This window comes from Hymenobacter chitinivorans DSM 11115 (assembly GCF_002797555.1).
Classification (GTDB): domain Bacteria; phylum Bacteroidota; class Bacteroidia; order Cytophagales; family Hymenobacteraceae; genus Hymenobacter; species Hymenobacter chitinivorans.
In genome coordinates, this window is sequence record NZ_PGFA01000004.1 from 597,502 (window position 1) to 612,058 (window position 14,557).

At 59.3% G+C, this 14,557-nt stretch carries 12 protein-coding genes; 4 read left to right on the forward strand and 8 right to left on the reverse strand.

The features are described from left to right. Nucleotides 1–86: 86 nt before the first annotated feature. From CLV45_RS22535 to CLV45_RS22565, 7 genes are all read right to left on the reverse strand, one after another. On the reverse strand, nucleotides 87–1,400 hold the full coding sequence (locus CLV45_RS22535; RefSeq protein ID WP_100338737.1) for a phage integrase SAM-like domain-containing protein: 1,314 nt from the start codon (nucleotides 1,398–1,400) through the stop codon (nucleotides 87–89). A 258-nt stretch (nucleotides 1,401–1,658) separates the two neighbouring features. Then, on the reverse strand, nucleotides 1,659–3,197 hold the full coding sequence (locus tag CLV45_RS22540; RefSeq protein WP_100338738.1) for a YifB family Mg chelatase-like AAA ATPase: 1,539 nt from the start codon (nucleotides 3,195–3,197) through the stop codon (nucleotides 1,659–1,661). A gap of 141 nt (nucleotides 3,198–3,338) precedes the next feature. Further along, the gene (gene lpcA / locus CLV45_RS22545) at nucleotides 3,339–3,932 is read right to left on the reverse strand and encodes a D-sedoheptulose 7-phosphate isomerase (RefSeq protein ID WP_100338739.1); all 594 of its coding nucleotides are present in this window, start codon (nucleotides 3,930–3,932) and stop codon (nucleotides 3,339–3,341) included. A gap of 9 nt (nucleotides 3,933–3,941) precedes the next feature. Then, nucleotides 3,942–4,553: a hypothetical protein gene (locus tag CLV45_RS22550; protein ID WP_100338740.1), complete on the reverse strand. Its 612-nt coding sequence runs from the start codon at nucleotides 4,551–4,553 to the stop codon at nucleotides 3,942–3,944. A gap of 185 nt (nucleotides 4,554–4,738) precedes the next feature. Then, complete coding sequence (locus CLV45_RS22555) at nucleotides 4,739–6,577, reverse strand: ABC transporter ATP-binding protein (protein WP_100338741.1); 1,839 nt, start codon at nucleotides 6,575–6,577, stop codon at nucleotides 4,739–4,741. Between the two features lie 61 nt (nucleotides 6,578–6,638). Next, nucleotides 6,639–6,998: an ADP-ribosylation/crystallin J1 gene (locus tag CLV45_RS22560; protein ID WP_100338742.1), complete on the reverse strand. Its 360-nt coding sequence runs from the start codon at nucleotides 6,996–6,998 to the stop codon at nucleotides 6,639–6,641. A 19-nt stretch (nucleotides 6,999–7,017) separates the two neighbouring features. Continuing rightward, complete coding sequence (locus tag CLV45_RS22565; RefSeq protein ID WP_100338743.1) at nucleotides 7,018–8,976, reverse strand: hypothetical protein; 1,959 nt, start codon at nucleotides 8,974–8,976, stop codon at nucleotides 7,018–7,020. Nucleotides 8,977–9,185: 209 nt separating this feature from the next. Here CLV45_RS22565 and CLV45_RS22570 point away from each other — a divergent pair, with 209 nt between their 5' ends. The 4 genes from CLV45_RS22570 (at nucleotide 9,186) to CLV45_RS22585 (ending at nucleotide 12,917) form a co-directional block, all read left to right on the forward strand. After that, on the forward strand, nucleotides 9,186–10,133 hold the full coding sequence (locus CLV45_RS22570) for a GNAT family N-acetyltransferase (RefSeq protein ID WP_157807740.1): 948 nt from the start codon (nucleotides 9,186–9,188) through the stop codon (nucleotides 10,131–10,133). Next, nucleotides 10,121–10,801 carry a uracil phosphoribosyltransferase gene (gene upp, locus CLV45_RS22575; RefSeq protein ID WP_100338745.1) on the forward strand — a complete coding sequence of 227 codons (681 nt, stop codon included), beginning with the start codon at nucleotides 10,121–10,123 and terminating at the stop codon, nucleotides 10,799–10,801. Before CLV45_RS22570 ends, upp begins: the two co-directional genes overlap by 13 nt. Before the next feature lie 88 nt (nucleotides 10,802–10,889). Further along, the gene (locus tag CLV45_RS22580) at nucleotides 10,890–11,342 is read left to right on the forward strand and encodes a hypothetical protein (RefSeq protein ID WP_245882961.1); all 453 of its coding nucleotides are present in this window, start codon (nucleotides 10,890–10,892) and stop codon (nucleotides 11,340–11,342) included. A gap of 216 nt (nucleotides 11,343–11,558) precedes the next feature. Further along, a complete protein-coding gene (locus CLV45_RS22585) occupies nucleotides 11,559–12,917 on the forward strand; it encodes a T9SS type A sorting domain-containing protein (RefSeq protein WP_100338746.1) in 1,359 nt (452 codons plus the stop codon). Nucleotides 12,918–13,012: 95 nt separating this feature from the next. Here CLV45_RS22585 and CLV45_RS22590 read toward each other — a convergent pair whose 3' ends face one another. Then, nucleotides 13,013–14,428: a DEAD/DEAH box helicase gene (locus CLV45_RS22590; RefSeq protein ID WP_100338747.1), complete on the reverse strand. Its 1,416-nt coding sequence runs from the start codon at nucleotides 14,426–14,428 to the stop codon at nucleotides 13,013–13,015. Nucleotides 14,429–14,557: the final 129 nt, after the last annotated feature.

Below are 14,557 nucleotides of genomic sequence, written 5' to 3' on the forward strand. Positions count from 1 at the left end.
ATGTGATAACAATCTTCCTTTAACAGTAAAACAAAAGAAGAGCACAGAGATAGGATAATCATCCTGTTTCCCTGTGCTTTTGCCTTTTATGCTGCTTTAGCTTCTCTGACAGCTTTCATCTTGAGGTGTTCAGTATCTACTGCATGATATTTTCTAAACTCACTAGCACTCTTGGTACCGATGATTTCCATAATCTCCTTCTCATGATACCTGCCTGACTTCATGAGGTTGGTGATCATCGTTCTTCGCCCACTATGACTAGTGATCAAGGCTGCCTTTGTATAAGTGAAATAGAAAGGCTCTCTGAGCTTATACCGGGTAATGGTTACCTCACTGGCAAAGCTCTCTCCTAAGCCTTCTAAGATGCACTTGATCTGCTGATTGTATTTGACATCACTTACTAGCTCCAAGTTGTACTCATACTCTTGCAGCAGCAGGGATATCCTCTTGTCGAGGGCCAGAGGAATCTTGAAAGTGCCTTTCGTCTTCTTGGTTTTGCCAGTCAGCATACCATCTACTACCCGCAATCCTCCGGCATTCTGAATGTCACTTATTCTAAGGCCAGTAAGGCACCCAAATAAACAGAGGTCAATGTACTTCCGATCAGCTTTACTAAAATCCTCTCGACAGTCCCATAGGCTGTTGATTTCAGCAGGGGTGAGGTACACAATTTCCTTCTCTTCTCGGTAGACCTTAAAGTCTTTGGACCTATACCGTGGGTTAACCTTGACTTCCTGCTCTGTTTCTGCCCAGCTAAGGAAGTTCTTCAGCTTCTTGATACAAGCTCCAAAATACCCGTTCCAATGGTTCTTAGTATAAAGGATGTATGTAGCAAAATGCTTGTAAAACTCCATATCCATACCTTCAAATGAGGCTGGATACTTCGTCTCTTTCACATACTGCTTGAAGACTGAAACAAAGCTCTCATACTGCTTTTTAGTGGAGCTAGTGATATGCAAGCTGCTAGTAGGCCACTGCTCAAGCAAGGTTATGAAGTCCTTACCATAAGGCTTATTTGACTTCTCAGGCTCACTAGTTACCGTAGTTGCTACTCGTACTATTTGAGGTGCTGAAGGATGATGAATAACAGAGGTAGATAGCTTGATTGGTTTACCTCTAAACCGAGCTTTTACTAGATCAATAGTGGGTTCTTCACCGATGGCTACTAACTGTAGAGCAATCTCCATCAGTTTATTTTTGGTCTTACTGATGAGTGTATTTAGCTGCTGAGCTTGAGGATTGGTATTCTTTACTAGCTGAAGGGTTGAGTCCCATTCATCAGATTTGATGCTCTGCTTAAGTGGCACAGGAAACCAAAGCTTCTGATGAAAGTACCTCACATTCAAAGGGGATAATCCTTTTCTACCAGTAGCAGGTCTGAGAAATGCTTGGGTTTCCATGTGTTCTTTTTAGGGCATTTGAGTGAGGATTTAGAGTGAGAGAAAAGTGTGAGTTCCAGAAAATGTACAGTCATATGTACAGTCTGATTTAACAGTTCTATTGACTAAAAACTGTGTTTAGAGACTGTATGAGCTGTTTTTAATGTACGGGTCCTGGGTTCGAATCCCAGCGGGATCACCAAAACGCCTCATTTGCAAGCCGCAAGTGAGGCGTTTTTCGTTGGTACGGGTCCAGACGAGCTGTTTTTCGCGTCCGGCTTAGCCCGCCCAGCCTTCCCGGTCGAGGGAGCGGTACTGAATGGCCTCGGCCAGGTGTTCCAGCCTAATTTCGTCGGAATCGCCCAAATCGGCAATGGTGCGGGCCACCTTCAGAATCCGGTCGTAGGCCCGGGCGGAGAGGCCCAGGCGCTCCATGGCCGTTTTGAGCAGGGCCCGGCCCGCCTCATCAATCTGGCACAGCTCCTTGACCATCTGCGAAGGCATCATGGCGTTGGAGTGAATCTCGGGGAACTCCCGGAAGCGCGTTGCCTGCACTTCCCGGGCCTTTTCGACGCGCTGCTGAATGTTCTCACTGGTTTCGGCCTTGCGCGTCTCGGTCATCTGGTCGAAGGTGACGGGTGTGACTTCCACGTGCAGGTCGATGCGGTCGAGCAGCGGGCCGCTGACTTTGTTGAGGTAGCGCTGCACCACGCCCGGGCCGCACACGCACTCTTTTTCGGGGTGGTTATAGTAGCCGCAGGGGCAGGGGTTCATGCTGGCAATCAGCATGAAGTTCGACGGGAAATCAATGCTGACCTTGGCCCGCGAAATTGTGACGCGGCGCTCTTCCAAAGGCTGGCGCATCACTTCCAGCACCGTGCGCTTGAATTCAGGCAATTCGTCCAGAAACAACACGCCGTTGTGGGCCAGGGAAATTTCGCCTGGCTGCGGGTTACCGCCCCCGCCCACCAGGGCCACATCCGAAATGGTGTGGTGAGGGGAGCGGAAGGGCCGGCTGGTCAGTAGGGAGGCATTGGCGCCCAGCTTACCCGCCACGGAGTGAATCTTGGTCGTTTCCAGCGCTTCCTGGATGGAAAGGGCCGGCAGAATACTGGGCAGGCGCTTAGCCAGCATGGTTTTGCCCGCGCCGGGTGGCCCGATCATGATGACGTTGTGGCCGCCGGCCGCCGCTATTTCCAGGGCCCGCTTGATGTTTTCCTGGCCCTGCACATCGGCGAAGTCGGCGGCGTACTGGTTGGCCGCGCTTTGGAACACGCTGCGGGTGTCGAGCTGCAGGGGCTCAATTGCCAGGCGGCCCTCGAAGAAGTCGATGGCCTGCTGCATGTTTTCGACCGGAATAACGTCGAGGTTATTCACGATGGCGGCCTCCTGGGCATTGGCGCGGGGCAGAATAAAGCCCTTGAAACCTTCCTTGCGGGCCTGAATGGCAATGGGCAGCACCCCGCGAATGGGCCGCAACTCGCCGTCGAGGGCCAGCTCACCCATGATGATGTATTCGCCGAGTCGCTCAGTGTTCAGCTGTTGGGAGGCGTGCAGGATGCCCAGAGCAATGGGCAAGTCATAAGCCGAGCCTTCTTTGCGGATGTCGGCCGGGGCCATGTTAACGACCACCTTAGTGCGCGGCATCCGGTAGCCCCGCATCTTCAGGGCCGCCTCAATGCGCTGCTGGCTTTCCTTGATGGCATTGTCGGGCAGGCCCACCACGTAAAAATTGGTACCCTGGGATACGACTACTTCAATGGTAATGGTGTTGGCATTGACGCCCTGCACGGCCGAGCCATACGTTTTGGTAAGCATAGTTGGGAATAAAAGGATAAGTCACTAGGTAAAGGTGGAGCTAAGATAGAAGAAGTTATGGTGGCACAACACGGAAAAAGCCAGCCCGGGGTGGGGCTGGCTTTTTGCTGAAGCTACAAGGAAAAAACGCTGGCGCGGAGCTTACTTTTCGTCGGCCACCAGCTGCTCGATGAGCAGAATCAGGATGTGGATGGCCTTGATGTGGATTTCCTGGACCCGGTCGGCAAAGCCGCTGTGGGGCGCCCGGATTTCCACGTCGCTCAGGGCGGCCAATTGCCCGCCGTCCTTGCCGGTGAGGCTCACCACTTGCATGCCGCTGGCCTTGGCCGCTTCGGCGGCCCGCAGCACGTTGGGCGAGTTGCCGCTGGTGCTGATGGCCAGCAGCACGTCGCCGGGGCGGCCCAGGGCCTGCACGTAACGGCTGAAGACGTGCTCATAGCCGTAGTCGTTGGCCACGCAGCTCATGTGCGAGGCTTCGGTGAGGGCAATGGCGCCCAGGGCGGGCCGGTCGAGGCGGTAACGGCCGCTGAGCTCCTCGGCGAAGTGCTGGGCGTCGCAGAGGGAGCCACCGTTGCCGCAGCTCAGGATTTTGCCGTGTTGCCGGAGGCTAGCGGCCATCAGGCGGGCGGCTTGCTCAATGCGGGCCAGGTTTTCGGGGTCGGCCAGAAAACGGTCGAGTACGGTGCGCGCTTCGGTCAGCTCGGCGCGGATGAGGTCGGTTAGGGGTGCAGTCACGCCGTAAAGTTACAACGTAGTCCGGTTGTCGGGGGTGGGGCCGGGGTTAGGGGTGATAATCGTGTTGGGCTGCTGCACCGGGGCATTCATCAGGCCGGGGTCCTGCTGCGGGAAAGTGGGGTGCTCCACGTCGTGGCCGGGCGTGACGGTACCGCTGTGGGTGGGCGGAATGGCCGAGTCGATATAGACCGGGGCCGGCGTCACGGGGCCCGACTGGTACACCGTAGTCGGCGCCGGGGCGGGCGTCACGGGAACGACGGGTGTCACGGGGGCGGCAGTGGTCGTCGTGGTGGAGGTGACGGTGCGCTGCTGGAACTCCCGCTCGCGCTGGTCAATCTGGTGGTCGTAGAGCTTGGCCTTGAGCTCGTTGATTTTGCCGTTGAGTACCGTGGTTTCGCGGCGCAGCAGGGCGCTGTCCATGTTTTCGGTAATCAGGTGCAAGGCCAGCAGGATGGCCCCGATGATGAAGAGCGTGTAGTAGAACGAGGCCAGGCCTTCGGGGCCGGTCAGGTTGAAGGTGGAGGCGAAGGTGTCGCGGGTGGCGGGGCTGAAGATAAACAGCAAAGCCAACAGCAGATATACCATGACCAGCACGGTAACAATTCGTTTGAGAGCAAGCATAGTAGGGGAGGGCTAAAGTGGGGAAAAGCCAGCGGGGTGCTTTACGCGGAGCCCGGTTGGCGCGCTGAATATAGTGCTTTGCCAATCTAGACGCGGAAAACCCGAGTGGCGACGCCCCATAAACGCAAAGAGCCCCGGCACAGTTGGCCGGGGCTCGATTTCTGCTCTTTTCGCAAGTGGTTCTGCTAGGGCAGCACACCATTGGTCTGCATCGAGTTCAGGCGCTGGTATACGCCGCCTTCGCGCCGCAGCAGCTCCTCGTGTGAGCCCCGCTCCACGATACGGCCCTGCTGGAGCACCACGATTTCGTCGGCGTGCTGAATGGTGCTCAGGCGGTGGGCAATGACCAGGGAGGTGCGGTTCTGCATCAGCCGGGTCAGGGCTTCCTGCACGAGTTTCTCCGATTCAGTATCGAGGGCCGAGGTGGCTTCGTCCAGAATCAGGATGGGCGGGTTGCGCAGGATGGCCCGGGCAATGCTCAGGCGCTGCCGCTGCCCACCGGACAGCCGGCTGCCCCGGTCGCCGATATAGGTGTGGTAACCGTCCGGGGCCTGAATGATAAACTCGTGGGCGTTGGCAATTTTGGCCGCTTCGATGACCTGCTCGTCGGTGGCCTCGGTGTTGAAGCGGATGTTGTTCAGAATCGTGTCGTTGAACAGAATGCTTTCCTGGGTCACGATGCCCATCTGGTCGCGCACGGAGTGAATGGTGCAGTCGCGCACTTCCAGCCCGTCGATGAGGATCTGGCCGCCGGTGGGGTCGTAGAAGCGGGGCAGCAGGTCGGCCAGCGTGCTTTTGCCGCCACCGGAAGGGCCCACCAGGGCCACAGTTTTGCCCTTGGGAATTGTCAGGTTGATGTCCTGCAGCACGGGCTTGTCGCCGTAGCTGAATTGCAGGTTGCGCAGCTCAATCTGGTGCTCGAAGGCGGGCAGCACCCGCGCGTCGGGCTTGTCGCGAATGGCGGGCTCGGTATCGATGATGCTCAGCACCCGCTCGCCGGCTACCAGGCCGCGCTGGATGTTGCCAAACGAGGACGACAACGACTTGGCCGGCGTGAGCACCTGCGAAAACATGATGATGTAGGTAATAAAGGCCGCGGCCTGCAGCGTGGACGTGCCGCCCAGAATCAGGGTGCCGCCGAAGTAGAGCAGGCCCGCCACCACCAGCACGCCGGCAAACTCCGAAAACGGCGAGGCCAGGTCCCGGATGTTGTCGATGCGGCGGGAGGCTTGGGCGTACTGGTCGTTCTGGGCTTCAAACTTGCCCTTGATGTACTCCTGGGCATTAAAAGCCTTGATAACCCGGATGCCGCCCAGCGTCTCGTCAATCACCGAGAGCATGGTGCCCAGGGTACTCTGGCTGGTTTTGGCCTGGGTGCGCAGGCGTTTGGAAAGGCCCGCAATAATACCGCCCGACAGGGGCAGCAGAATCAGGGTGAACAGGGTGAGCTTGACCGACATGTAGAACAGCACCACAAAGTAGCCCACGATGGTGAGCGGGTCGCGCACGACGGCCTGCAGCGTGTTAACGACCGAAATTTCCACTTCCTGCACGTCGTTAGTAAAGCGCGACATCAGGTCACCTTTCCGCTCGGAGGCGAAGTAGCCCAGCTGGAGCTGAATGATGCGGTGGTACAGGTCGCGGCGCAGGTTGCGGATGACGCGGGCCCGCACCCGGGCCGCCAGCCGCAAGCTCAGGTAGCGGAACACGTTGCTGAAAAACACCGAGGTAATCAGCGTCAAACACACGAACAGCAAAGCGCCCAGCTTGCCGTGTTCGGCAATTACCTGGGCAAAAAAGTAGTTGAACGTACCCGTGACGTAGTCGAGAGTGAGGGCAAACTCGGGCAGGTGGGCCGGGGCACTGAGCTTGTTGGTGGTTTCGAACAGCACGTTCAGCATCGGGATGACCAGGGCCAGGTTGCCGATGCCGAAGAAGATGCCGAAAATGGTGTAGAGCAGGTACAGCGGCACCGTGTTGGCCAGGGGCCGGGCATACTGCAGAATGCGGAGGTAGGTCTTCATATGGCGCCGCAAAGGTAACCCCGGATTCCGGTTGCCGCCCGCCCCCGGTGAGCGGGCGGCCCTACTCGGCGCGGAACACGGCTACGACTTCAATCTGCCCCAGAATGTTGCGGTTGAATTCCTCCAGCTCCTCGGCGGGCACCCAGAGCTCGTCGTGTTCCCGGTTGCCCACGTTCTGCACCGGAAACTGGGCGGCGTAGTCGGCGTCCACGGCGAAGTGCAGCACGTAGCCCACGCCGTAGTAGGGCACGTTCCAGTCGCGGGCAATCTGGGCGGCATAGGCCTCGTTCAGCACCGGGTAAAAGATGGGCTGCTCGGGCAGGCGGGGCGGAAAGGCCAGCCAGTTGGCCGCGGCTATTAAATCCAGCTCCTGCTGGTTGACGGGGCGGTAGAGTAGCAGGGCAGCCGGTTCGTGGCGCATCGGTCAGGAGAAAAACGGCTTAAAACTCGTGCAGCCGCTGGGCAATGTTCCAGCGCAGGGACACGGACGTAAAAGCCTCGGTACCGTTGCCGACGGCCGTGGTGGCCCCGCTCTGGCGGCGCACAATCTGCTTGGCATCGAGCCAGAGGTTGTGCTTCAGCATGTAGCTGGCCGTCAGGTCGAGGTGCACGAGCTTGGTGGTATTGCCCTGGCCCACGCTGTTGCCGTAGTCTTGCACCCGGGTGTTGTACGACTTCAGCACGTTGGAGCCGTAGTTCTGCAGCGCCAGGTCCCGGTTTTCCAGGTCGAGGCCTTGTTTGGTGTAGAATGCCTTGCCCACCAGGTTGAGGCGGGGCAGCAGCTGGGGCTGGTAGCTGACAATACCGATAAACTCGTAGAAATTAGCACCCATCGGGTGCGCCAGGGGCTGGCGGTAGTGCTGGTAGTTGGTGGCCTCGTCCTGGTGCTGGTAGGTGTAGGGCCGCACGTAATTGACTTCGGCCTGCACATCCAAGTTCTTGATACCGGCCACGTCGAGGTACTTGCCGCCAAGTTGAAAGGCCTGCTTGTTGGCCCACCAGCCGTTGCCGGAACGAATCTGACTTACTACCAGCTCGTCGAGCATTAGCTGTCCGTAGAGCTGGCCGCGGTGGCGGATGTTCCACTTGAAGTCGGCCCCGAGCAGGGCATTATCCGCTGAGCCAATCTGCTGCTCGATGCTGCGGTAGAAGATAATCGGGTTGAGGTACTGCAATTCGAAGCGGCCTTTCCCCCGGGAAAACATCACCGACTCAAACACGCCCACGTTGAAGGCCGGCGTCACGTCGAGGCTCAGGTGGTGCAGGGCCATGTATTTTTTGGGATACACTCGGTCGGGGCCATTGGCCGTGGCGCTGAGTTCGGCAAACAGGTTCTGGTAGTTGAACTTCCAGATGCGGGTGTTGAGCTTCAGAAAGAAATAGGGCGCCGAGTAGTCCGACAGAATCAAGGAGCGGTAGCCGTTGCCGATGAAGTTCCGGTCGTGGCCCAACTGCACGTTGATGTGTTTGGTGGCTGCGTAAGTCAGGTAGCCGCGGGCCGAGAGGAAGTCGTACTGGCCCGGTTTGGTTTTAAACGGCTTCCAGTAGCCTTCGTGGGGCACAATACTGTCGCGCTGCACCCGGTTTTGCACGTAGAACGGCACGGCCATCTGGTTGTCGGTCACGAAGGTGTAAAAGCCCAGGCGGCCGTCCACGGTACCTTCTACCTGCACGCCGCGGGTGTTGAGGTAGCGCAGTCCGTCACTGTCGGTGTCCTTGCCGGCCTGGAAGTACACCACCGGATTTACCCGCAGCGTGAAGTCCTCCGTCTCGACGTGAAACAGGTCCGACTGATTGCGGTAGAAGTAATTCAGGAAGCTTTTTTTGCTGGTGTTCAGCGCCGAGCCCTGGGTGGAGTAATTCCAGTTGTCCCGGGCCAGGAAGCTTGCATTAAACTGGTCGGCGGCCGACAACGACGTGGCGCCGGCGTTGTCGTTCAGCACCCGCTCGGCCAGCCGCGCCACACCGGCCCGAGTGTAGGGCCGCACAGCCGTGTAGGGGTCGCCGAGCGAGTCGGGGCCGTACTTAATGGCGTACCGGTCGATGAGGCGGTACACGTCCTGGTCGAGCGGCACGTAGGTACTGCCCTGGGTGGTAGCCTTGCGCTGAGCGGCGGGCACACTGGCCGCGGCCGGGGCTGGCACCGGCGCAGCTACCGTGGCCGGCGCCGAAGCCGGTTGCGGGGCCGGGCTGGGCGTCGGCACGGCCACGGGCTCGGTGGGAGCGGGCGGCGGGGTAGCCGGCTGCGGCTTATTTTTAGGCGCTTTCGGGTCGATGGGGTGGTCAAAAATCAGCCAGACGGCGTTGGGGTCTTTAGCCGGCGGGGGCGTAGTCTGGGCCTGAGCCGGGCGGGCCAGAAAGCCCAGGGCCGACACAAGCAGGATTAGCGGTTTTTTCATACTTCGACGAAGGGCCCGGCGGCTGGAGGAGCGCCCGGCGGGGCAAACCTACGCAGTTCGACGGTGGGAGTTAGGGCCAAGCTAAAAAGTCCCGGCGGAAGCTGCGCCTTGGCCGGGTCAAACCTTGTACGCTACCAACGCCGAAAAGCAGGAAGCCCGTGCATATTACCCTACTTTTGCCCGGTTGTCCTTCCTTACTGCTCCCGCCGTTGCCGCTCCAGTTTCTGCCCTTTGCTCACCTCGACTCCGCCGCCTGGGATGCCTGCGTGGCCGCCGCTGAACCGGCCGTGCCCTACGCCCAGCACGCCTGGCTGCGGGGCACCGCCGGCCGCTGGGATGCCGTGGTGGAAATCGAGCCGGAGTCGGGCCGCTACCTCTCGGTGCTGCCACTGCCCGTCAAGCGCCGTCCCTGGGGTCGGGAAGTATTTCAACCGCCCTTCACCCAGCAGCTGGGTTTGCTCACCACGGCTGGCAGCCAGCACCGCAACCCGGCCGAGTACCTGGCCCTGACGGCCGGCCGCTACGCCCGGCTGTATCTGCAGGCCAACAGCGGCAATGAGTTTTCAACCGCCCCACCAGATTTTCAGCTGACCTGGCGCCAGACCTACTGCCTGCCGCTGGACGCTAGCTACGAAGCGCTACACAAAGGCTACGCGGCCGACTACCGCCGCCGCCTGCGCCTGAATCAGCAGCTGGAGCAGCCCCTGCAGGTTACGGAAACTCACTCGGCCGAGGCGCTGCTGCGCTTGTTTCGGGAGCATAAGGGCGGGGAAGTAGCCAGCCTCAGGCCCCGCCACTACCGGCAGCTGGCGCAGCTGATTTCCAATCTGCAGAGTTTGGGCCAGGTCCGGATTCTGGAAATGCTGGCCCCTGATACCACCGAGCTGCTGGCCGGGGCGTTGTTCGTCGTTACGCCCCGGGTAATTATCTACTTGTTTGCCGCCGCCTCGCCGGCTGGTAAAAAAGCGGCGGCGCCCTTACTGTTGCTCGACTACCTGATTCAGCACTACGCCGCCACGCCAGGCCTGGTACTCGACTTCGAGGGCGGCATGATTCCGTCCATTGCCCGTTTTTTTGCCAACTTCGGGGCCCGGCCCGTTCCCTACGCCGCCCTCACCCTTACCCGTCAGCCCTGGTATCTGTCATGGAAACGCTAAACACTCCCTCCGCAAGCCCCGCCGCCCGCGTCCATATCGTGTGCGCCGAGCCCTCCATTGCCAACCACTTCCTGGCTGAGCTCCGCGACGTGGACGTGCAGCGCGACAGTCTGCGTTTCCGCCGCAACCTGCAGCGTCTGGGCGAAATCATGGCCTACCGCATCAGCTCCCAGCTTAGCTACACCGAAAAAGTGGTCCAGACGCCCCTGGCCGCGTCCAGCAGCAAGCAGCTGCGCGACTTCCCGGTGCTGGCCACTGTGCTGCGCGCCGGCCTGCCGTTTCACCAGGGTTTCCTGAATTACTTCGACCAGTCGCCCAGCGCCTTCGCCGCGGCCTACCGCATCGAGGGCACTTCCCAAGTACAGGTGCAGGTCGACTACCTCTCGGCGCCTAACCTCGACGAGCGGGTGCTGATTCTGGCCGACCCGATGCTGGCCAGCGGCAAGTCCTTGGTGCAGACCTACCGGGCCATGCTGCGCTTCGGCCAGCCCCGGCAGGTGCACATTGCCGCCGTTATTGCCTCGCCCGAGGGCGTGGAGTTCGTCACCCGCGAGATTCCCGAAGCCACGCTCTGGGTAGCCGCCGTAGACGACCACCTCAACGAGCACGCCTACATCGTGCCCGGCCTGGGCGACGCCGGCGACCTGTCGTACGGCAGCAAATTGTAACGCCCGCGTAATGCGGCGGAACTAAACGGGCTGGTGCTTACCTCGTATCTTTACCCTTGGATAGTTACCTTTTAGCCCCGAAAACGCCGTGTTGCCTGATTTTGCCAAATACGCCTCCGTTTTCCTGCTGAGCATGGTCAAGTTCTTCGGCGGCCCGCTGGCGGGCGTGTCGTTGGGCCTCAACTTCTTCCAGACCCTGGGCCTGACCGTGGCCGGCATGATGACTACCGTGGTGGTCGTGTCGGGGGTGGGGCGCATGTGGGCCCTGCACCAGCGGCAGCGCCGTGAAACCAAGGGTAAGCCCCTGTTCAGCAAGCGCAGCCGCCGCATCGTGGGCATCTTCCGCCGCTTCGGCATGCCCGGCATTGCCTTCCTGACCCCGGTTCTGTTTAGCCCCATCGGCGGCACCGTCATTGCCACCCAGCTGCACGTGCCGCGCTGGCGCATCATGGTGCACATGCTCTGGAGCGCCGTGTTCTGGGGTTCTATCATGACTATCCTGGTGGTGCGCTTCAGTCACCTGCCGTTTTTTCAGCACTAGTACTGGTGCACTCCAAACATCAAAGCCCTTGCCGTAGCCGCGGCAAGGGCTTTTTGCTGGTCTGGGGTACCAAAATACCTACTTGTGGGTATTGTCGCGGCTTAGTCAGGGTTATAGCTTTGCTGTCCGTTTACACTGAAACCAGTCGGTTTTGCCTGTTGCAGGTAGGTAGCGAGCTTTTCTATCTCTTCTTTTTTCACACCTATTATCGGCCTTATGCCCACTTCTACCCAAAAGTTCTTTTTAAGTGTCCTCGGTCTGCTGTCCGTGGCTGCCACTAATGCCCAAGCCCAGACGGCGGCTGCCAAAAACAGCAGCCAGCTCATGACCCTGCTCACCCAAAAGCACCCGATTACCGCCCGCCCCGGCACGGCCGCTCGTGGCATCAATGCCACCGTGGTGCGCCCGGGCCAGCAAGTAGGCTATTACTGGGAAACCACTACCAACAGCTGGCTGGTCAGTGGCAAGGAAGTCAATACCTACAACTCCCAGGGCCTGCTGACCCAGCAGGTCGACCAGGATTCGGCGACGGCCGTTAACTACGGCCGCACCTTGTACAGCTATGACGCCCAGGGCAAGGAAACCAGCTACACTCGCCAGAACTGGACCAATAATGCCTGGGTTAATGCTTACCGCAGCCTGACTACCCGCGATTCGCACGGCAACGAGACGTTATATGAATCGCAAGACTGGAACGGCAGCGCCTGGGTAACTACATATGGTACCCAGTTGGTGTATACCTACAACGGCTCGGGGGCCATAACGCAAGAAATCCGTAAGGAGCTGGAAAACGGGGTGTACGTGAATACCGACCGGATTTCGTACACCTACACCAATGGGCAGCTGAGCGCCCTGCTCTACGAAGAATGGAATAACACGGCTTGGCAGAACGACGGCCGTATTCTGGACATCGTGTGGTATGACTATGCCAACAACCGACCAGCTTCGTACCGGGAGCAGACCTTCATCGGTAACAGCTTCGTAGACGAAAGCCGCTACACGATATCCTGGAGTGCTAATGGTAGCAACGTAGAAACCAGAGAGGTATACAATATCAACGCCTGGTTTAACTACCGCCGTTACACAGAAACCAAGGATAGCCAAGGCAATGACCAACTCTACACCACGGAGAGCTGGACTAACAATGCTTGGAAGCAAATCGAGGGCTACCGTTACATCAACGTTTACAATTCCAACAACAACCTGATTCGCCAGGTGGAGCAGGACTTCGATGAGGTGGCGCTGCAGTACGTGAATTACAACAAAAGTACCTACTCCAACTTCCAGACCATCACGCTGGCGGCTCGCAATGCGGCCCTGGAAGCTCAGAGCGCCTTGTACCCCAACCCTGCCAACGGCGTAGTAACGCTGGAAGTAGCCGGCCTCTCGAAAACCGAAAGTGCTACCGGCGAGGTTCGCAATGCCCTGGGCCAGTTGGTGCAGAACTTTACCGTTCGGCCCCAGGCCGGCAAGCTCAGCACCCAGCTCGACCTGACTGGCCTGAAGTCGGGCGTGTATACCGTGCGCCTGCAAACGGCCGAGGGTGCCGTCGTGAAGCGCGTTGTGCGCAACTAAGCTGTTTTTTTACCCACCTACTGCAACTAAAAAGGCCCCGACCAATACTGGTCGGGGCCTTTTGTATTTCGGGGTACCGGGTTGCCAGGCCAGCTTTAGCGGCTGCGGCGGGCGTTGCGCAGCTTAGCCGCACCCTTAGCCGCCGGCGACTGGCTCCGACCCGGAGAAGCCCGCTTTTTCTTGCCTTTCTGGCTGCGGTTAGGGCCCTCCACGTAGGGCAGGCCGGTGCGCTTGTCGATGCTCTTCTGCAGGGGCGCCACCTTGTCGTGAAACGCGCCCTGGTATTCGGGGTCCAGCTTCTTGCGCCGGTCGTCAATTTCGCGGGCCATGCTCTGCTTCTCGTCAAACATGGTCGGCATCACCTTCACGTCCTCGGGCAGGGGCAGTTCGGGAATGGGCTGGTTGATGAGCTCCTCGATGCGGCCAATGTGGTGCATTTCGGCCTCGTTGGCGAAGGTGATGGCCGCGCCCGTGTGCTGAGCCCGGCCCGTGCGCCCGATGCGGTGCACATAGTCGTCGTACACCAGCGGCACGTCGAAGTTGATAACGTGGCTCACCTGGGGCACGTCGATGCCGCGGGCGGCCACGTCGGTAGCCACCAGGAAGCGCAGCTCCCCGTTGCGGAAGGCCTCCATAGCGTTGATGCGCACGTTCTGGCCCTTGTTACCATGAATGGCCCGCACCTCACCGTCCACCTTGCGGCCCAAAAAGTGCGACACGTTTTCGGCGTGCTCCTTGGTGCGGCAAAAAATCATGACCCGGTTAAAGGTTTCCTTGTCCTTGAACAGGTAGCCCAGCAGGTTAATTTTGGTCAGCAGGTTGGGCACCCGATACAGGGTCTGGGCCACGTTCTGGGCCGACGTGGCGGCCGGCGTCACCTCCACCCGCATCGGAAATTCCAGAAACTCCTCGCTCAGCTTGACCACCCGCTCGGGCATCGTGGCCGAGAACAGCGCGTTCTGGCGCTTGCGCGGAATCACCTCCAAAATGGCCCGGATCTGGGGCATGAAGCCCATATCCATCATCTTGTCGGCTTCGTCCATGACCAGAGTTTTCAATTCCTTGAACACCAGGGCGCCCTTCAGGTAGAGCTCCATCAGGCGGCCGGGCGTGGCAATGAGGATATCGACGCCCGCGGCCAGGGTTTCAATCTGGGTTTTGGGTCCCAGGCCGCCGTAGATGGCCAAAATCCGCAGATCGGTGTACACGGCCAGCTTCTTGAGGTGGGTTTCAATCTGCATGGCCAGCTCCCGGGTGGGCGCCAGAATCAGGCCCCGCGGGTGCGTGCCCTGGGCGTATTTTACCTTCATTAGCAGGGGCAGGCCGAAGGCGGCCGTCTTGCCGGTGCCGGTCTGGGCAATGCCGAGCACGTCGTGACCGGCCAGCAGCAGCGGAATAGTTTGCTCCTGCACGGGTGTGGGCTGCTCAAAACCGGCTTCCGCCACGGCGTTGAGAAGCTGTTTGTTGAGCTTGAAATCGGCAAAAGTGAGCGGCTGCGGCGTATCAGACATGGCAAAAATTCCTAATGGGAGGGCAAAGGTACGGGGAATATAGCCAGCAAACGGCCTGGAACTCATTATATAACTGCTTGGCTGGCAGGAGGGCCACAAAAAAACGCGGAAAATTATTTGCAAATAGCC